Genomic DNA, 18,190 nt, shown 5'->3' on the forward strand with positions numbered 1-18,190 from the left:
TAATCGTTTCATCGTCGAAATGCTGGCCGCGAGGGCCGGCGTACCGCAAGACCGTTGCGGGTGTCTTGCGTCCGCGTCGGAAGGTCAACCCAGCCCCACGAACCGCTCGATCACTGTATTGCGCATGATGCGCGGTCCCTTCGACGGTTGCAGTTTGGCCCCCGACCGGCGCGGACGAACTGCTTGGCTATGCCCCCAACGGCGTTCGCACATCCCGCCCGACCAGGCGCCCGTGAATATGCCCCGGCCAATGCGTGCCATCAAACCGCTGTCCTACAGCTTTGGTTCTATGTTTGTTCTCAATTGCCGATTCGCGGCAGGGAGAATGGGAATGGCTACGATCACGACCACAACCGTAACCACGCTTGCAGAGCTGAAGGCTGCGGCAACGAGCCAGGGGAGTATCGTCCATGATGCCTCTCTCTGGACATGGACGCCGGGCAATTACGCCGGGAAGGCCGACAACATCAACGTCGTCAAGGCGGACACCCAGCCGCTGACGGCAGGGGCGTGGGTACGCTTACGCGCCGAACATGTCGTGTTCGATCAGGCATCCACCGTCGCGATCCCACGAAAGGTCAGCGACAAGCTGCGCGAGACGGTGAGCATCGCCGACTTCGGGGCGACGACCGCCGCTGCCGACAATGTCGATGCGATCCAGCGTGCGATCGACGCCGTGGCTGCTGCGGGTGGCGGGGAGGTGCATGTACCGGCCGGGACCTATCGCATCGGCACGCCCGTTCTGGTCAAGTCGGGCGTCAGGCTCGCCGGTACGGGGGTCGCTTCGGTGCTGAAACTGATCGCGGTCGAAAGGGTCGATGCGGTACGCCTGTACGGCTCTTCGACCAATCCGATCGAAGATGCCGCCGTTGCCCTGCTGCGCATTTCCGGCGATGCCCGGTACGTGAATAATGATCATACCGTTACGAACGGTAACGGCATCAACACCGAGTTCGCGAACAGGTGCGTCGTCGATCAGGTCTGGGTGGACGGTTTCAGCGACGGCGGCATCGCGTTCTTCAACAGTTCCTACAACATCGTGTCCAACAGCCATGTATCGGAAACGGCACAGGGCATCAGCTTCAACGCGTACGCAGCCGATGCGCGCGGCAACAAGGCGATCGGCAACACGATCGTCGCCACCAACCTGTACAATCCGCTCCATCTGGAGGGAAGTTTCGGCGACGGCAAAGGCGAAGGGGTCGTGTGGGACACCATCCTCGCGAACAACGTGATCCGCGACGGGCGGGAAGCCGGGATCAACATCGAACTTGCGCCGCGCACGATCTGCATCGCCAATACGGTCCAGAACGCGGGCTATGGCCAAACCCTGATCGATATGGGGATCAAGGTTTTCGGATCACCGGACGTGATCCTGTCGGACAACATGATCGTCGGCGGTCGTGGCTATGCGATCGTCCTGGGTGCCGACAGTTCGCGTAGTTCGGTCGTGGGTAACAAAACACGGGACAACCAGAAGGGCTCGCTACTCATCACGGACAGCGCGCGTGAGGGAGGCGAGCAAATCCAGGCAAGCTACGATCATCATATCGAGGGAAATTACTTCACCGAGAACAAGGTCAAGGCCGAGAGAAACGCAACCATTGCGCCGGTCAATCTCTTCACCACGTCCGGGGAGGTCGCGCGGCATCACGCCGTCAACGGACGGTCCGCGTTTCAGACCTGCTACGATCTGAACGGCGTCGCGACCTGGCAATTCGGTCCGGTCGAGCGGGCTGACGGGATCGGGTTCGATATCTTCCGACGAACGCTGGAGATCGCTGCCATCCGCATCGACGGCCTCGGTCGGGTCAAGCTGGCCCTTCCGGTACATGATACGAACCAGGCGGCACTTGCTGCCGGTCTCCCTGCCGGTGTCGAATATCGTACGTCGACCGGGGAACGGCGCGTCGTCGTCTAAGACTGCAACGACAGGGGCGGCGTCATCGATTGGCGCCGCCCTTCTCTTCTGGAACCGCGATCCCGTGCCCGCATCGGCGCGATCCGGCGGGTTTCGGCGAACTGGCTCCATTTTCGAGTAGCGGTGGAACTGCGGGCGATCGCCTTCGGGGCAGGTGGCCGGAGGCGCACGCCGCCGCACGATCGCCCACCGACCGACGTCCGTTTCGCAAGCGATTCGATTGCCTTGGCCGCTTTGCTCGATAGCGGATCAAACCCCGCGCGCCTTCGCGGGCCGCCGGTGGCATCCGGGGAACCGGGATATGCGGCATCGCGGGGGCGATGCGTCCGGTGGGGGTGTGATGTCGGGACTGGTGGAATCGGCGACGGCCGTGATGCGCATGGCCGAACAGCGGCTGGAGGTGATCGCCCATAACGTCGCCAATCTGTCGACGCCGGGCTACCGGCGGCGGATCGGCTTTGCGACATTGGTGGACCGGGGCGACGCCGCGCCGACGATCGCCACCCACAGCGACGCGGCGGCGGGGGCGCTCAGCGAGAGCGGCAACCCTTTCGACCTCGCGATCGGCGGCGACGGCTATTTCCAGCTGCGCGCGGGGGATGCGACACTCTATTCGCGGCAGGGCCGGTTCCGGCGCGATCCCGAAGGGCGGCTGGTGACGCCGCAGGGCTATTTCCTGCAACGCGCAGGGGGCGGCGACCTGACGATCGACGGCACGACGCCGAAGGTCGCGCGCGACGGGACCGTGCTCGACGGCGAACGCCCGGTCGGACGGGTCGCGGTGATGCTGCCCGACAATGCCGCCGCGCTGCGCCCGGTGGGCGAAAGCTTCTTCGCCGCCGATGCCGCGGCGATGGCCGATGCGGGCGATCCGGTCGTCCGGCAGGGCATGGTGGAGGCGTCGAACGTCGTGCTGGGCGACGAGATGACGCGCAGCATGGCGGCGGTGCGCGAGGCGGAGACCGGCGCGCGGCTGATCCAGCTCTATGACGAACTGATGGGCAAGGCGGTCAACGCCTTTGCGGGGAACGGGCGATGAGCGGCGCCTATCACGTCGGCGCGGTGGCGCTGCGCACCCAGCAGCTGGCGCTCGACGCGCTGGCCAACAACATCGCCAACATCAACACCGGCGGGTTCAAGCGCGCCGACGTGCGCTTTGCCGATGTCGTGGCGGGCGGGGCGGACGGCGGCGTGCCGTCGGCGGACCTCGCGTCTGCCGCGCCGACGCTGGCCGGGGTCGCGCTCGACGTGCAGTTCATGCTGAACGAGGGCGGCGCGCTGCAACGCACCGGCGCGGCGATGGACGTGGCGATCGACGGCGGCGGGCTGATCGAGCTGATCGGTGCGGACGGGCGCACGCTGCTGTGGCGCGGCGGGCGGTTGCAGCTCGGGCCGGAGGGGCAGTTGACCGGGCCGGGCGGGCTGGCGCTGAAGGCCGCGATCACCGTGCCCGCCGATGCCGGCGCGATCGCGATCGCCGCCGACGGGACGGTCAGCGCGGAGACGGGCGGCGAGACGAGCGTGCTGGGGCAGATCCAGCTGGTGCGCGTGACCGATGCGGGCGGCGTCGAGCGGCTCGACGGCGGGCTGTACCGCGTGGCCGACGAGACGACGCTCGCCGCGTTCGTACCCGGCGAGGACGGGACCGGGCGGCTGGTGCAGGGCGCGCTGGAGGGATCGAACGTCCAGCTGACCGACGAGATGGTGCGGATGATGCTGGTGCAGCGCGCCTATGCCGCCAATGCGCAGGTGTTGCAGGCGGCGGACCAGCTGCTCGGCATCGCCAACGGGCTGCGGCGCTGAGGGCGTGGCGATGCTGCTGACAGCGATGGTCGCGGTGCTGCTGCCCGCAGTGACGGTCGAACGGCGCGAGGTGACGCTCGGCGATCTGGTGCGCCGGGCGGACGGCGGCCGGATCGCGGGCCGCGCGGCGGGGCTGGTGGTGCTGCGGCTGGCCGCCGGGCGGCAGGTGACTCGGCTCGACGCGGCGACGGTGCGCGCGCTGGTGCGGCGACGGCAGCCCTCGCTCGCGGTGCGCGGCGCGGGGAGCGTGGCGATCACGCTGCACGCCCCGGTCGTCGGCGCACAGGGATGCTGGACCGCCCGCCGCACGCTGGCGGCGGGCGAGGTGGTGACGACCGGCGATGTCGTGTCCGCGTCCTGCGACGGCGCGCCGGTCGATGCGATCGGCCATGATGGCGGGGATCGTGCCGCCCGCGCGCGCACGGCGCTTGCCGCAGGCGCACCGCTCGGCCGGTTCGTGCCCGCGCCGCGCGACCGGGTGGCGGCGGGCACAGCGCTGACGCTGCGCGCTGCCTATGGTCCGGTCGCGGTCGAGCGGGTCGTGACGACCCTCCAACCCGCGCGCGCCGGACGGCGGGTGTTCGTGCGCGACGCCGGAGGGCAGGTGCTGTCCGCCCCGCTCGCGCTGGCGGAGGATGCGCGATGAGCGCGGTACTGGGCATGCTCGCGTTGCTGGCGGGCGGATCGGCCACCGGCGACGACCTCTATCGCCGCGGGCAATGGAGCGCGCTCGCCGCCGACCAGCGTGCCGGGGCGGTCGGCGACGTGCTGACCGTCGTCGTGTTCCAGTCGGCGGAGGCGAGCAATTCGATGCAGAACAGCTCGCGCAAGCGCAGCGAGGTCGGCGCGACGCTGGACGCCGGATCGGCGGTCCGCGAAGGCGCGCGGGTGACGATCGGCGGCGGCTATGCCGGGCGCGGCGATGCCCGGCGCAGCGAGCGGCTGGTGACGCGGCTCAGCGTGACCGTCAGCGACGTCCTGCCCAACGGCGACCTGATCGTCACCGGGCGGCAGCGGATGCACGTCAACGGCGAGCGGACCGAGGTGCGGGTGCGCGGGCGGGTGCGCCCGGTCGACATTTCCGGCGACAATGCCGTCCTCTCTACCCGGATCGCCGATGCCGAGATCGATTACGGCGGGCGCGGCTTCGTGTCGCGCGGGGCGGGGCCGGGGCTGGTCAACCGGCTGTTCGCGCTGCTGGGGCTCGGCTGATGCGCGGGCTCGCGATGCTGTTGCTGGCACTGGCCGTCCCGCTCCCCGCATCGGCGCAGGAGGTGCCGATCAAGGCGCTCGGCCGGTTCGACGGCTGGCGGGAGAATGCGCTGGTCGGCTACGGCCTCGTCGTCGGCCTGTCGGGATCGGGCGACACGCGGCAGAATGCGGTGACGCGGCAGGCGCTGCGCAACGCGCTCGGGCGGCTCGGCACCAATGTCGATCCGGCGGAGATCAGCAGCCGCAACGTCGCGGTGGTGATGGTCACCGCCACGCTGCCGCCGTCGGCCAATGTCGGCGACCGGATCGATGCGACGATCGCGTCGATCGGCGATGCGCGCAGCCTGGCGGGCGGCACGCTGGTGATGACGCCGATGCTGGGGCCGGACGGGCGCACCTATGCGCTGGCGCAGGGGCCGTTGCTGGTCGGCGGGCATCGCTTCGACAGCCAGCTCAACCGCGAACAGCGCAACTATCCGACCTCGGCGATCCTGCAGGGCGGCGCGACGATCGAGGCGGCGGTCGACAGCTCGATCCTGAAGCCCGGCGGCGAATTGTCGTTCCTGCTGGCCGAGCCGAGCTTCTCCACTGCCGAGGCGATCGCGGCGGGCATCTCGCGGCGGCTGGGCGCAGGGGCCGCATGGGCACGCAACGCGGACGAGGTGCGGGTGCGCTTCGGCGGATCGGCGGCGCAGCTGACCGGTTTCCTCGCCGACCTCGAACGCATGACGGTGCGCCCCGACGCGCCGCCGCGCGTGGTCATCAACGAACGCACCGGCACCGTCGTCGCGGGCGGCGGCGTCACCCTGTCGCCGGTGGTGATCGCGCAGGGCGATATCCGGATATCGGTGGTGCAGGACAATGCGGCGTCGCAGCCGGACTTCTTCACCGGGTTCGCCAGCGACCCCGGCGGGGTGCGCAGCCTGATCGTGACCAACACCCGGTTGAACGTGGCCGAAGGGTCGGGCGACCGCACCTTCCGCTTTCCCAGCACCACGATCGGCGATCTGGTGCAGGCGCTGGCGAAGGCCAGGGTCGATACCGCGCGGATGATCGGCATTCTGCAGGCGATCAAGGCCGCCGGTGCCCTGCACGCCGAACTCGTCATCAAATGATGGAATTGCACATGGACGCAGTGACCCCGCTGGTGATCGTACGGGCGCTCGACGGATTGTCGGCGCGCGCGGAGACGACCGCCGCCAACATCGCCAACGCATCGACGCGGGGCTATCGCCCGTTGCGCGTCGCGTTCGAGACCGCGCTGCGCGATGCGGCGGCGCGCGGGCCGGACGCGGTCGCGGCGGTGCGCCCGCAGGTCGAACACCTGCCCCCTGCCGCCTATGGCAGCGAGTTGCGCGTCGACCTCGAACTCGCGACCGCTTCGGAAACGGCGCTGCGCTACGGCGCGCTGATCGACCTGCTCGGGCGGCAGATGGGGCTGATGCGCAGCGCCATCGCCGGGGGGCGCTGACCATGGACGCGGCGCGGATCAGCCGGAGCGGGCTGGATGTCGAATGGCAGCGGTTGCAGGTGATCGCGCAGAACTTCGCCAACATGAACACCAGCCGGGCGGGCGACGGCGCGCCCTATCGCGCGCAGCGGTTGCTGTCGGGACCGGCGCGGGGCTTTCGCGCGATGCTGCATGGCGCGCCGCAGGCGCAGGGGGTCGCGGTGCTGGGGCTGGAGCCGGTCGCCGGATCGGTGCGGCGGGTGCACGAACCCGGCCATCCGCATGCTGATGCCGCGGGCTTCGTCACCTATCCCGACATCGACCATGCGGGGGAGATGGCGCTGATGATCCGCACCGCGCGCGCCTATGAGGCCAATCTCACCGCGCTGGGCGTCGCGCACCAGATGATGAGCCGTGCGCTCGAACTGGGGAAGGGGGCATGAGCATCGCCGCCGTGCCCGCCCTGACGGGCGTCGATCCCGCCCCGCTCGCGCTGCGGCTGGGACCGGTCGCGCCGCCGCCCGCAGGCATCGCCGCACCCGATTTCGGCGCGCTGGTGCTGGCGGGGCTGCGCGGCGTCGAGGCGAAGGTCGGCGCGGCGGACGCGCTGGTCCGGCGCTTCGCGCTCGACGACGGCGTGCCGCTGCATCAGGTGACGATCGCGCTGGAGGAGGCGCGGCTGTCGGTCGAACTGGCGATGCAGGTCCGCGCCCGGCTGGTCGAGGGCTATCGCGAACTGATGAACATGCAGCTGTGATGCCGGTGTTCGCGGATCCGGCCCGGCGGCAATGGGCGATCGTCGGCGGCGTGTTCGCGCTGGTCGTGCTGCTGCTCGGCCTTGGCTATTACGCCTTCCTGCGCGGCGGCGATGCCGTGCTGGTCGAGCGGGTGCGGCCCGGCGAGGCGGCGGCGATCGTCGCCGAACTCGACAAGCGCGGCACCGCCTATCGCCTGCGCGACGGCGGCACGACGATCCTCGTCCCCGAAGGCGAGGCGGATGCGATCCGGCTGTCGCTGGTGCGATCGGACGCGGTGACCGGGTTCGAGCTGTTCAACAAGTCGGACATGGGCCTCACCAACTTCGCGCAGAAGATCAACTATCAGCGTGCGTTGCAGGGCGAACTGGTCCGCACGATCACGCTGATGGACGGCGTCGAGGCGGCGCGGGTGCATCTGGCGCTGCCCGAACGCGCGCTGTTCCGCGACGACCGTACCGAGCCGAGTGCTGCGGTGACGGTGACGATGCGCGGCGGGCTGACGCCCGATCCGGCGCGGGTGGCGGGGATCCAGCGGCTGGTGTCGGCGGCGGTGGCGGACCTGCCGCCCGAGCGGGTGGTGGTGCTCGACGCCGACGGGCGCGTGCTGACGCAGGGCAGTGCGGCCCCGGCGGGCGATGCCGTGGAACGATCCGCCGACGCGGCGGCGCGCAGCGCGGTGGAGCAATATTATCAGGCCCGCGCGCGCGGTGCGATCGACGCCGTGCTCCCGCAGCTCCGCTATCGGCTACAGGCGATGGCGATGCCGCAGGGCGACCAGCCGTTCGATCCGGCGCGCTGGACTCCGGGCGAGGCGGGGCAGGGGCGCAATTTCCGGCTGCGGCTGACGCTCGTCACCGCGCAGCCGATCGACCCGGCGACACAGGCGACGATCGAAGCGGCGGTCGCCCCGGCGGTGGGGATGCGGGAAGCGGACGGCGACCTGCTGACGTTCGAGACCGGATCGATCGCCGCCCCGCCGGTCGCAAGCGCGATCGCCCCCGCACCCCGCATGCCCACGCGCAGCGCCGCCCCGGTGCCGGTGGAGGTACCGGGGCCAAGGTCGGATGCGTGGTGGTGGCTGTTGCTGGCGGTACCGGTCGCGCTGCTCGTGCTGCTGCGGTGGCGAGCGGGGCGGGATGCGCCCGACGAGGAAGATCATGCGGCGTTCGCCCGCGCGCTGCAACGGCAACTGGCGCGGGAGGGGAGCGGCGATGGCGCGCGGTGACGCACTGGTCGCCCGGCTGCGGCGGCTGCCGCCCGAGGCGCAGGCCGATGTGCTGGCACGGCTGACCCCGGACGAGCGGCTGCGGGCGGCCGAATGGCTGTCCGACGGCGTCGTGCCGTCGCCCTATGGTGCGGACATCGCGTCGCGCATCGCCGATCCGGCACTGCCCGCGGCGGTGCGCGAGACGCTCGGCCGGATCGTCCGGCAAGAGCGCGGCGCGACCGTCGCCGCTTCGCCCGCGCCGTCGCTGCTCGACCGCATCCTCGGTCGGCGGGAGCGGCGCTGAGCGATGGCGGCGATCCTGAAACATGGCACGGTGGAGCAAAGCGTACGCCCCCTGCGCGCGGTGACGCCGCCCCCGGCAGCCGTGGTCGATCCGCTCGCCGAGGAACGCGCGGCGGCGCGGGCCGAGCGCGAGCGGCTGCACGCCGAGATTGCGGCGGTGAAGGCCGATGCCCGCCGCGCCGCGAGCGAGGCCGAAACCCGGACGAAGGCAATGGTCGAGGCTGCCCGCGCCGAAGGCGAGCGCGCGGGGGCCGCCGCCGCGCAGGACCGGGCCGATGCGCGGCTGGCGGCGCTGACCGCGGGGATCGCGACACAGACCGCCGACCTGCGCCGTCATTTCGCCGATGCCGATGCGCTGGCGGCGATCCTCGCCACCGCCGCGCTCGACCGGCTGTTCGGGGCGGACGCGCCGCTGGCGGCGATGGTCGCCGCCACCCTGTCGCGCAACGCGGCGCGGCTGCGCGACGAGGCGGTCGTGGCGGTCGCGGTCAGTGCGGCGGACTTTGCCGATCGGGAGGTACTCGACGCGGCGGTGGCGGCGCTGGGGGACGGGGTCGCGGTATCGATCGACGCACGCCTGCCGCCGGGCGCGTGCCGCGCGACCGTGCGGCTCGGCGCGATCGACCTCGACGTGCGGCAGCAATGGGCGCGGCTTGCGGAGGCGTTGCGATGACCGGCACGCTCCTGCTCGACCGGATCGCGGCAGCCGAGTTGCTAAGCGCGCATGGCCGCATCCGCCGTGCCGCCACGGGGCGGCTGGAGGCGACCGGCCCGGCGGCGCGGGTCGGCGAGCTGTGCCGGATCGGCGACGACGGCCTGCTCGCCGAAGTGGCGGTGGCGGGGGAGGACGGCCTGATCCTCGTGCCGGTCGAGGATCGCGCGCTGCCGCCGGTCGGGGCGCGGGTGGAACCGGCACCGTCGGCGGCGCGGGCCGGGGTCGGCGACGGCTATGGCGGGCGCGCGATCGATGCGCTGGGTCGTGCGATCGACGGCGGCAGCGATCCGGTGCCGGTCGCGCGCATGGCGATCGGCGGCAGCCTGCCCCCGCCGCTCGACCGGATCGCGCCGGAGCGGATGCTGACGACCGGCATCCGCGCGATCGACGGGCTGCTGACGCTGGGGATCGGCCAGCGCATCGGCATCTTCGCCGCCAGCGGCGTCGGCAAGACCAGCCTCGTCGAACAGATCGTGGCCCAGACCCCCGCCGACCGCCGCATCCTGTGCCTGGTCGGGGAGCGGGGGCGCGAGGTCGAGAGCTTCTGGCGCGGGCTGCGCGCACGCGACGACGCCGCGCGCTGCACCCTCGTCGCCGCCACGTCGGACGAGAGCGTGGTACTGCGCGCCCGTTCGGTATCGCTGGCGCTGTGCCTTGCCGAATATTGGCGCGACCGGGGCGAGCATGTCCTGCTGGTGATCGATTCGGTCACGCGGCTGGCGATGGCGCTCCGCGAGATCGGCCTTGCCGCGGGCGAGCCGCCGACCGCACGCGCCTATACCCCCAATGTCTTTGCCGCGCTGCCGCGGATGGTCGAGCGGTGCGGCGCGGTGCGCGGCGGCGGTGCGATCACGGCGGCGATGACGGTGTTGAGCGAGACCGACGACATCGACGACCCGATCGTCGAGGTGATGAAGTCGCTGCTCGACGGCCATGTCCTGCTGTCGCGCACGCTGGCGGAACAGGGGCATTTCCCGGCGATCGACGTGCCGCGCAGCATCAGCCGTCTCGCGTCGCGGCTGATGCCGCCCGACCATGCCGCCGCCGCGCGTCATGCCGTCGCGCAACTCGCCGTCCATGACGAGGCGCGGGTGATGATCGACAGCGGCATCTATCAGGCGGGCGGCAGCGCGGCGATCGACGCCGCGATCGCGGGGCGGGACGCGCTGCTCGCCTTCCTGCGCCAGGGCAGCGAGGTCGCCGAGCCGATCGCCGAAACCCGCCGCCGGTTGCAGGCGCTCGTCCACGGAGGGGCGCATGGCTGAGCGCAGGCTGGCCATGCTCGCCCGGTGCGAGCAGGCGCTGATCGCGCGGCGCGGGCAGGCGGAGGCCGCCCATGGACACGCGCTGCGCGCCGTGACCGGGGCGCGCCGGACGCGGATCGAGGCGACGGAAACGCTCGATCGCGTCGAACGGGCATGGGTCGAGCAGATGGACGAGGGCTTCGATCCGGTGCGCAGCGCCCTGTTCGGGCGGATGCTGCTGGCGGGCGCCGCCGATGTGGCGCGGGCCGAGGCGGCGGAGCATGCCGCCGATGCCGCCAGCGCGGACGCCGCCCGGCGCTGGCGACTGGCCGAGGGGCGGTGCCGGGCGCTCGCGACGCGGCAAGCACAGGCCCGCCGTGACGCGGTCCGGCGGCGGGAGGAAGCGCTGCTCGCGGCGCAGGCCGACCGGCTGTGCTACCGGTGGGGGCGGCGATGATCGCGCCCGCCGCGCTGCCGATCGCGCTCGATCCGCCCCGGTTGCCGGTGTCCGCCGGGCCGACGGCGACGGACTTCGCGGCGTTGCTCGCCGTGGTTCCGGTGGTGCCGCCGGGGCCGATCGTCGCGAGCGAGCCCTTTCCGCCGGCGGCGATGGTCGGGCCGCATGTCGCCACCGTGCCACTGGAGGCGGGGGAGCGTCCGCCCGCCGCCCGGGTATTCAACGAGGACGGCCTGTTCGCGCGGGCACTAGCGTTCGTGCCCGACCCGCCGGTTCCCGCACGCGCGATGCCGGTCGCCCCGCTGCCGCTTCCTACCGGGGAAGCGGGGCCGTCAGGTGAGGGGTCTGTGCCGCCGCCGCCGTTCCTGCCAGCGAGCGGGACAATCCGATCCGTACAGAATGCGCCGCCGCCGGGCGCTGCCCCCCGCCCGCGGTTCCGAGCCGTCGCGTCGGTCCCCGCGCGGGACGTGCCGACTCCGGTCGTCGCGCAGCCGTCGCGACCGGCAGCCGCCGAGGCGCCGCAGGCCATGCCGCGCAGCGCCGCCCGCCCGCGCTTCCTGCCGCGGCCGACCGCGCCGGTCGCGGTGGCGGTGCATGCGGTCGGCCACGCGCTGGAGGTCGTCGCCCGGCTCGACATGCTGGACGCGGGCGAGCGGCTGCGCCTCGCCGACGCGATCGCCGCGCTGCTGGCCCGGCACGGCCATGCCCCCGGACGGATCGCCGTCCTCGCCCGCCCGACCGATCCGAGGAACCCGTAGATGCAGACCGCGCCGATCACCCCTGCCACGCCCGCGCCCGCGCAGTCGGGCAGTGCCGCCGATGCGACGACGAGCGCCTTCGGCCTCGGCTTCGATGCGCTGCTCAAGATCATCCTGACCCAGCTGAGCTATCAGGACCCGCTGAAGCCGATGGACAATTTCCAGTTCGTCTCGCAGCTCGCCCAGTTCTCGCAGGTCCAGCAGGGGCAGGTGACCAACGAGCGGCTGGCGTCGCTGGTCGCCGCGCAGGCGGCGGGGCAGGCGGCGGGGCTGCTCGGCCGATATGTCGACGTGCCCGCCGGGTCGGCGGTGGTCAGCGGCACGGTCAGCGCGGTCGCGCTGTCGAACGGCACGCCGACCGTGACGATCGAGACCGACGACCGGCGCACCATCAGCGGCATCGCCATTTCCACCATTTCGCAGATCAGGGAGAAACAATGATGTTCGGTTCGATCTATATCGGCCTGAGCGGGCTGAACGCCTATGCCCGCGGGTTGCAGCAGGTCAGCAACAACGTGTCGAACCTGAACACCACCGGGTTCAAGAGTTCGACGGTCAGCTTCCGCAACCTCTACGGCGCATCCGGCAGCGGCGGCGCGCTGGGCGGCGACGGGGGCCGGGGCGACGGCGACGGGGTGACGCTGGACGCGGCGGCGCTCAGCTTCAAGCAGGGCGAGTTGCGCGGCAGCGACCGCGATCTCGACCTGTCGGTCGACGGCAACGGCTTCATGCTGCTGCAGGACGGCACCCGCACCGCCTATGCCCGGACCGGCAGCTTCGATGTCGATGCCGCCGGGTTCATCGTGCTGCGCGGCACGAACTATCGCCTCGCCACGCTGGACGCCGAGCAGCGCCCGGTCGCGCTGTCGATCGACAGCCGCCGGACCAGCCCGCCCAGGGCGACCACGACCGTCACCTTCGGCGACAATCTGTCGGCGACGGCGACCAGCGTCTCGGTCGGCGACATCAAGGTGATCGACGCGACCGGCGGCACCCATAGCTGGACCGCGCGCTTCACCAGGGACACGGCGGCGGGCGCCAATGCGTGGACGGTCGCGGTGAGCGACGCGAAGGGCACCGCGATCGGCAGCGCAGCGCTCCGCTTCACCGGCGGCATCGCCGATCCCGCGACCAGCCGGCTGACGTTTACCGACAGCGCGTCGGGGCTGAGCGTCGATTTCGACTTTTCGGGCGGGGCCACCTCCTATTCCGCCGGGGACACGTCGACGTTGCGCGTCACGAAAACCGACGGCCATGTCGCGGGGACGATCACCGCGCTGGCCGCCGATGCGAACGGGCGGCTCGAACTGTCCTATTCCAACGGCGAGAAGGCCGATCTCGGCGCGATCGCGCTCGCCGGGTTCCGCGATCCGACGCGGCTGGAACAGCAGTCGGGCGTGTTCGTCGAGACGGTGCCGGGCGACCGGCTGCTGCTGGCGGGCGGCGATGCGCGGGTCGGGCAGGTCCGGTCGCGGCGGCTGGAGGCGTCGAACGTCGACCTGTCGCAGCAGTTCGGCGATCTGATCCTGATCCAGCGCGGGTTCCAGGCATCGTCGCAGATCGTCAGCGTGTCGAACGACATGATCCAGCAGCTCTTCGGCATCCGCGGGCAGGGCTGATGGACGCGCGTCGCTGGCTGCCCGCCGATACGGTGCCGCCGCCCGCGCTCGACGCGGCGCTGGCCGAGCCGGTCGCGCGCTGGGCGAAACGCTGGTTCGCCGAGCGTCCGCCGCTGCTCCGCCCAATGGCGCGGGCGTCGGCGGGGGCGATGACGTGGCGGTCGCGCGACGGGCTGATGCTCGGCGTCGCGACCGGGGGGCTCGTGCAACTCGGCGCGGCGCTGCTGGGCGTCGCCGCCGACCGGTCGGACGATGCCGAGCGCGATCTGCTCGAACGGCTGGGCGAGGCGTGCGTCGACGACCTGCGCGCGATGCTGGCACAGGCGTTCGGCCCGAGCGGCGACTGGCGTCCGCAGCCGGGCGAACCGGTGCTGACCGCCGCGATCGGCACGCTGCCGCTTGCGATCGGCCTGTCGGCGGATCGCTTCGCCGCGCTGGTGCACCGCATCCTGCCGCCGCCGCCCGCCCTGCCGCTCGGCTCGATCGGTGCCGCGCTGGCGGCGCAGCGCGTGACGGTCGGCGCGTTCGCCGGGCGGGTGCAGTTGCATGTCGCCGATCTCGCCGCGCTGGCGGAGGGCGATGTGGTGCTGCTGGGCGGCAAGATCACCGACGCGATGCCGATCGCGATCGACGGATGCGCCGCCGCGCGCGGCCGCGTGACCGTCGTGGCGGCGGACCCGGCCCCGTTCCTCAAGATCACCCAACCGCTGTCCGCATGAGTAATGCCTTGACCCAATCCCCGACCGCTCCCGCCCGGATCGATCCCAGGCTGATCGACACCGTGCCGCTCGAACTCGAAGCGGTGCTGGGCCGCGCGACGATGACCGTGGGCGAACTCGCCGCACTGAAGGCGGACGGGATCGTACCGCTCGACGCCCCGCTCAACCGGCAGGTCGAACTGCGCCTGAACGGCGTCGCGGTCGCGCGCGGCGAGCTGGTGGCGGTGGAGGATCGTTTCGCGGTGCGGATCGGGGAGATCGCGGCATGGCCGGCGTGACGATGCTGGCCATCGCTGCCGCCGCCGCGACGCCCCGGCTGGGCGGCGGTGCGGCGCTCGACGTGTCGCTGACCCGGATCGTGTCGGCGCTGCTGCTGTGCATCCTGCTCGCGGCGGTCGGCGCGGTGCTGCTCAGGCGCGGCGGCGGGCGGATCGACCTGTCGCGCTGGCGCGGGGCGGGCCGGGCGGTGGCCGGGCGGCGGATCGCGGTGCTCGAAAGCCGCCGCATCAGCCCGCATGCCGACCTGTGCCTGCTGCGCTGCGACGGGCGCGAATATCTGATCCTGTCGTCGGCGACCGGGCAGCAGGTGGTCGAGCGCCGCGACGTGGACGGGAGCGCCCGCGCATGACCGCCGCCCCCTTCCTCGACGGTGCGATCGGCAGCGACGTGGTGCGCACCGCGCTGATCCTGACGCTGCTGGCGGTCGTGCCCGCTGCGATCATCAGCATGACCAGCTTCATCCGCACCGTCATCGTGCTGTCGATGGTGCGCCACGCCTTCGGCATGCCCGAGACGCCGCCGAACACGGTGCTGGTCGCGCTGTCGCTGTTCCTGACCGCGTTCGTGATGGGGCCGACCTTCACCCGCATCAACGCCGATGCGCTCCAGCCGCTGATGGCCGGGCGGATCGGCGTCGAAGCGGCGATGACCGCGGGCACCGCGCCGCTGCGTCGCTTCATGCTGGCGCAGACCCGCGACGCCGATCTGGAGGCGATCTATGCCATCGCCAAGACGCCGCTGCCGCGCCGGGCGGAGGAGGTCGAGACGCTGAAACTCGCTCCCGCCTTCATCCTCAACGAGCTGCGGGTGTCGTTCACCATCGGCTTCGTCATCCTGCTGCCGTTCCTGCTGATCGATCTGGTGGTGGCGAGCATCCTGCTGGCGCTCGGCATGATGATGGTCCCGCCCGCCACCATCGCGCTGCCGATCAAGATATTGATGTTCGTGCTGATCGACGGCTGGGGGCTGGTGTTGCAGGGGGTGCTCGGCAGCTTCCGATGACGATGCGGCGATCGGGCCTGGACCTGCTGCTGGTGCCGCCCCGGGTCGAGGCGTCGCTGTGGCGGCGGCTGCGGCAGGAGCGCGAATGGCGTTGCCGCGAGGCGCTGTTCGACCGCTATCGCATGCTGGCGCGCAGCATCGCCCGGCGGCAACTCGGCCGCCGCCCGAGCCACGGTAGCGATCTCGGCGATTTCGAGCATTTCGCCTATGCCGGGCTGTTGCAGGCGATCGACCGCTATGATCCGTGGCGCGACATCCCGTTCGGCGCCTATGCCCGGCGGCGGATCGTCGGGTCGATCGCCGACGGCGCGTCGCGGATGAACGAGACCGATGCCTGCTACCGCGAACGGCGACGGCACGAGGTGGAGCGCGCCCGCTCGCTGCGCGATGCCGCAGGGCCTGCCGATCCGGTGGCGGCGCTGCGCGCGCTGGTATCGGGGCTGGCGATCGGGCTGATGCTCGGCGATACCGCGCTGGTGGTGACGGGCGACGGAGCCGATCCCCGGCCCGATGCGTATCAGAGCCTTGCATGGCGCGAACGCATGGCGCTGCTGACCGAGGCGATCGACCGGCTGCCCGAGCGCGAGGCGACGGTGATCCGCCAGCATTACGGCAACGGCATCAGCTTCACCCAGGTGGCGCAGCTGATGGGGCTGTCCAAGGGGCGGGTATCGCAGATTCATGCCGCGGCGATCGGTCGGCTGCGGCGGCGGTTGCACGGGCTATAGGAAATGACGATGACGACATGCAGCGACGAAGCGATCGAAACCCTGCTCGCGGCGGCGCGCGGCGGCACGGGGGAGGAACTGGCGCTGGTCGACCGGCTGCTGGCGGAATTTCCGGACGATGCGCGGCTGCACTTCCTGCGCGGGTCGTTCCTCGCGGGCGGGGGGCGGGCGATCGAGGCGCACGGGTCGCTGTCGCGTGCGGTCGCGCTCGCCCCGGATTTCGCGCTGGCGCGGTTCCAGCTCGGCTTCTTCGAGCTGACCTCGGGCGAGGCGGGGCGGGCGCTGGCGACGTGGCAGCCGCTGACGGCGCTGCCGGAGGCGCATTATCTGGCGCAGTTCGTGGGCGGCCTGACCCATCTGATCCACGACCGCTTCGCCGAGGCGCAGGCGGCGCTGGCCGCCGGGATCGCCGCCAATGGCGAGAATCCGCCGCTCAACCGCGACATGCAGCTGATCATCGACGAGTGCCGCAAGATCGCCGCACCCGATCCCGCGCCGGTCGAGGCGGCATCGGCGACCTCGTTCCTGCTGGGGCAGATCGGCGGCGGCGGCATGGGGCGCGGATGACGCGGATCAATGGTGCCGATCACGTCCTGCTGCTGCTGCGCGACCGGCTGACGCGCGGTACGGGGACGGCGCGGACACAGGCGACCGCCCGGTCCGAACGCGCGCCGGTCGACCGGCTGCGCGCGATGGCCGGGTTCGACGCGCTCGACCCCGACGAACGCCGCCGGGCGGTGGTCCATGCGCTGCTGCTGGACGAGCTGGGCGATGCGGTGGCGAACGATGCCGCGTTTCGGAGCGTGCTCGACCGGGTGGTCCGGATCGTCGCCGACCTGCCCGAGGGGGGCGACCTTATCGACCGGGCGGCGGCGGCGCTGCGCGAGCCATAGGCGATCAGGCCGCGCCGCCGATCCGCGCGAGCATCTGGGCGAGGGTGCGCCCGCTCCCGTCGAGCGGGGCCGACATGGCTGCCTCCAGGATCGCTTCGGCCCGCGCGGCATCGCCGTCACCGCCGGCGAGGATCGCGGCGGCGAGCGCGCCCGAGAAGCAGGCGCGGTCGAGCCGCAGCGCGATCCCGGTGCGGCTGCGACCGCTGGCGATATCGCCCTCCACCAGATCGATGACCGCCAGCGATCCATGCGCATCGGCGAAGTTCGGATCGACCGCGAGCGCGCGCTCGAACCGCTCGCGCGCGATCGTGCGGTCGCCGCCGATCAGCCATGCCCAGCCCGCCGCGATCCACGATCCCAGATGGTTGCCGAACACCGCCGCGCCCCGGTCGAGCAGCCGCGCGGCGGCGAGCGGGTCGGCGCGGTGCAGCGCCACCAGCCCGCTGCCGATCAGCGCCCGTCCGTTGCCGGGATCGCCCGCCAGCGCGGCGTCGAACGCCATCGCCGCAGTGGCGACATCCTCGTCGGCGAGCGCCAGCACCCCCTGCGCCGCCAGCGCGGGCGGCAGCATGGCGCCGACCGCGATACAGCGCCGCGCGAGATCGGCGTCCTCCAGATCGATCGCCAGCGTGGCGACGGCGGCGTGCAGCGCGGCATGACCGGGAAAGCGGTCGATCGCGGCACGGGCGGTCGCCTCCGCCGCGTCGAGATCGCCGCGCTCATGCTCGATCCCGATCCGCAACTGCGCGGCGGCGGGCAGCACCGCGACCGTTTCCGCGTCGAGCAGCGCGAGCGCATCGTCCTTTTCGCCCAGCATCGCCAGCGACCAGGCGAGGTTGAAGCGGATCGGCGCGGCATCGATGCCGAGTGCGCGCAACCGCTCGAACTGCCCGCGCGCCGCCGCCCAGTCGCGCCGCGCCATCGCGATCAGCCCGCGCAGATGCGCCATCTCCGGCCCCGCCCCGACAATGGCGTCGTGCCGGTCGGCCAGCGCCGCCGCCGCGTCCAACGCACCCGCGGCATGGGCGGCGCGCGCGGTATCGGCGATCAGCGCGGCATTGTCGGGATCGTGCGCCAGATAGTCGCGAAGCTGGACATAGGCGGCGTGCGCGTCGGTCATGG

At 72.0% G+C, this 18,190-nt stretch carries 25 protein-coding genes; 24 read left to right on the forward strand and 1 reads right to left on the reverse strand.

Translation table 11 applies throughout. The features are described 5' to 3' along the window. The first annotated feature begins 331 nt into the window (after positions 1–331). From ABLE43_RS15265 to ABLE43_RS15380, 24 genes are all read left to right on the forward strand, one after another. Positions 332–1,921, forward strand: a complete 1,590-nt coding sequence (locus ABLE43_RS15265) for a right-handed parallel beta-helix repeat-containing protein (RefSeq protein ID WP_348979235.1) — start codon at positions 332–334, stop codon at positions 1,919–1,921. A 340-nt stretch (positions 1,922–2,261) separates the two neighbouring features. Next, on the forward strand, positions 2,262–2,960 hold the full coding sequence (locus tag ABLE43_RS15270) for a flagellar hook-basal body protein (RefSeq protein WP_348979236.1): 699 nt from the start codon (positions 2,262–2,264) through the stop codon (positions 2,958–2,960). Beyond that, positions 2,957–3,724: a flagellar hook-basal body protein gene (locus ABLE43_RS15275; RefSeq protein ID WP_348979237.1), complete on the forward strand. Its 768-nt coding sequence runs from the start codon at positions 2,957–2,959 to the stop codon at positions 3,722–3,724. The genes ABLE43_RS15270 and ABLE43_RS15275 overlap by 4 nt, the downstream gene beginning before the upstream one ends. Positions 3,725–3,734: 10 nt before the next feature. Further along, the gene (locus ABLE43_RS15280) at positions 3,735–4,370 is read left to right on the forward strand and encodes a hypothetical protein (RefSeq protein ID WP_348979238.1); all 636 of its coding nucleotides are present in this window, start codon (positions 3,735–3,737) and stop codon (positions 4,368–4,370) included. Next, positions 4,367–4,936: a flagellar basal body L-ring protein FlgH gene (locus tag ABLE43_RS15285; protein ID WP_348979239.1), complete on the forward strand. Its 570-nt coding sequence runs from the start codon at positions 4,367–4,369 to the stop codon at positions 4,934–4,936. The genes ABLE43_RS15280 and ABLE43_RS15285 overlap by 4 nt, the downstream gene beginning before the upstream one ends. Next, positions 4,936–6,051, forward strand: coding sequence for a flagellar basal body P-ring protein FlgI (locus ABLE43_RS15290; protein WP_348979240.1), 1,116 nt, complete (start codon positions 4,936–4,938; stop codon positions 6,049–6,051). The genes ABLE43_RS15285 and ABLE43_RS15290 overlap by 1 nt, the downstream gene beginning before the upstream one ends. An 11-nt stretch (positions 6,052–6,062) precedes the next feature. Then, the gene (locus tag ABLE43_RS15295; protein WP_348979241.1) at positions 6,063–6,407 is read left to right on the forward strand and encodes a flagellar basal body rod protein FlgB; all 345 of its coding nucleotides are present in this window, start codon (positions 6,063–6,065) and stop codon (positions 6,405–6,407) included. Between the two features lie 2 nt (positions 6,408–6,409). Beyond that, entirely contained in the window at positions 6,410–6,829 is a 420-nt protein-coding gene (gene flgC / locus ABLE43_RS15300) for a flagellar basal body rod protein FlgC (RefSeq protein ID WP_348979242.1), read from the forward strand. Then, on the forward strand, positions 6,826–7,143 hold the full coding sequence (gene fliE / locus ABLE43_RS15305) for a flagellar hook-basal body complex protein FliE (RefSeq protein ID WP_348979243.1): 318 nt from the start codon (positions 6,826–6,828) through the stop codon (positions 7,141–7,143). The genes flgC and fliE overlap by 4 nt, the downstream gene beginning before the upstream one ends. Beyond that, complete coding sequence (gene fliF / locus ABLE43_RS15310) at positions 7,143–8,369, forward strand: flagellar basal-body MS-ring/collar protein FliF (protein ID WP_348979244.1); 1,227 nt, start codon at positions 7,143–7,145, stop codon at positions 8,367–8,369. Before fliE ends, fliF begins: the two co-directional genes overlap by 1 nt. Continuing rightward, positions 8,356–8,655 carry a hypothetical protein gene (locus ABLE43_RS15315; protein WP_348979245.1) on the forward strand — a complete coding sequence of 100 codons (300 nt, stop codon included), beginning with the start codon at positions 8,356–8,358 and terminating at the stop codon, positions 8,653–8,655. Before fliF ends, ABLE43_RS15315 begins: the two co-directional genes overlap by 14 nt. Positions 8,656–8,658: 3 nt before the next feature. After that, complete coding sequence (locus ABLE43_RS15320) at positions 8,659–9,327, forward strand: FliH/SctL family protein (RefSeq protein WP_348979246.1); 669 nt, start codon at positions 8,659–8,661, stop codon at positions 9,325–9,327. Further along, positions 9,324–10,634 carry a FliI/YscN family ATPase gene (locus ABLE43_RS15325; protein WP_348979247.1) on the forward strand — a complete coding sequence of 437 codons (1,311 nt, stop codon included), beginning with the start codon at positions 9,324–9,326 and terminating at the stop codon, positions 10,632–10,634. Before ABLE43_RS15320 ends, ABLE43_RS15325 begins: the two co-directional genes overlap by 4 nt. Further along, positions 10,627–11,070: a hypothetical protein gene (locus ABLE43_RS15330; protein ID WP_348979248.1), complete on the forward strand. Its 444-nt coding sequence runs from the start codon at positions 10,627–10,629 to the stop codon at positions 11,068–11,070. Before ABLE43_RS15325 ends, ABLE43_RS15330 begins: the two co-directional genes overlap by 8 nt. Next, entirely contained in the window at positions 11,067–11,828 is a 762-nt protein-coding gene (locus ABLE43_RS15335; RefSeq protein WP_348979249.1) for a hypothetical protein, read from the forward strand. The genes ABLE43_RS15330 and ABLE43_RS15335 overlap by 4 nt, the downstream gene beginning before the upstream one ends. Then, complete coding sequence (locus ABLE43_RS15340) at positions 11,829–12,269, forward strand: flagellar hook assembly protein FlgD (RefSeq protein WP_348979250.1); 441 nt, start codon at positions 11,829–11,831, stop codon at positions 12,267–12,269. Further along, positions 12,266–13,447 (forward strand): flagellar hook-basal body complex protein, encoded by a 1,182-nt coding sequence (locus ABLE43_RS15345; RefSeq protein ID WP_348979251.1) that lies wholly within the window; start codon positions 12,266–12,268, stop codon positions 13,445–13,447. Before ABLE43_RS15340 ends, ABLE43_RS15345 begins: the two co-directional genes overlap by 4 nt. Further along, on the forward strand, positions 13,447–14,166 hold the full coding sequence (locus ABLE43_RS15350; protein WP_348979252.1) for a FliM/FliN family flagellar motor switch protein: 720 nt from the start codon (positions 13,447–13,449) through the stop codon (positions 14,164–14,166). Before ABLE43_RS15345 ends, ABLE43_RS15350 begins: the two co-directional genes overlap by 1 nt. An 8-nt stretch (positions 14,167–14,174) precedes the next feature. Continuing rightward, positions 14,175–14,444 (forward strand): FliM/FliN family flagellar motor C-terminal domain-containing protein, encoded by a 270-nt coding sequence (locus ABLE43_RS15355; protein WP_348979253.1) that lies wholly within the window; start codon positions 14,175–14,177, stop codon positions 14,442–14,444. Then, positions 14,432–14,794: a hypothetical protein gene (locus ABLE43_RS15360; RefSeq protein ID WP_348979254.1), complete on the forward strand. Its 363-nt coding sequence runs from the start codon at positions 14,432–14,434 to the stop codon at positions 14,792–14,794. The genes ABLE43_RS15355 and ABLE43_RS15360 overlap by 13 nt, the downstream gene beginning before the upstream one ends. After that, a complete protein-coding gene (fliP, locus tag ABLE43_RS15365) occupies positions 14,791–15,447 on the forward strand; it encodes a flagellar type III secretion system pore protein FliP (RefSeq protein WP_348979255.1) in 657 nt (218 codons plus the stop codon). The genes ABLE43_RS15360 and fliP overlap by 4 nt, the downstream gene beginning before the upstream one ends. Then, positions 15,444–16,175: a sigma-70 family RNA polymerase sigma factor gene (locus tag ABLE43_RS15370; protein ID WP_348979256.1), complete on the forward strand. Its 732-nt coding sequence runs from the start codon at positions 15,444–15,446 to the stop codon at positions 16,173–16,175. Before fliP ends, ABLE43_RS15370 begins: the two co-directional genes overlap by 4 nt. A gap of 9 nt (positions 16,176–16,184) precedes the next feature. After that, positions 16,185–16,742 (forward strand): hypothetical protein, encoded by a 558-nt coding sequence (locus ABLE43_RS15375; RefSeq protein WP_348979257.1) that lies wholly within the window; start codon positions 16,185–16,187, stop codon positions 16,740–16,742. Then, positions 16,739–17,068: a hypothetical protein gene (locus tag ABLE43_RS15380; protein ID WP_348979258.1), complete on the forward strand. Its 330-nt coding sequence runs from the start codon at positions 16,739–16,741 to the stop codon at positions 17,066–17,068. Before ABLE43_RS15375 ends, ABLE43_RS15380 begins: the two co-directional genes overlap by 4 nt. Before the next feature lie 4 nt (positions 17,069–17,072). Here the strand turns inward: ABLE43_RS15380 and ABLE43_RS15385 are convergent, their stop codons facing one another. Further along, positions 17,073–18,188, reverse strand: a complete 1,116-nt coding sequence (locus ABLE43_RS15385; RefSeq protein ID WP_348979259.1) for a tetratricopeptide repeat protein — start codon at positions 18,186–18,188, stop codon at positions 17,073–17,075. Between the last annotated feature and the right edge of the window lie 2 nt (positions 18,189–18,190).

The sequence above is a fragment of the Sphingomonas silueang genome, from assembly GCF_040049155.1.
Lineage (GTDB): Bacteria > Pseudomonadota > Alphaproteobacteria > Sphingomonadales > Sphingomonadaceae > Sphingomonas > Sphingomonas silueang.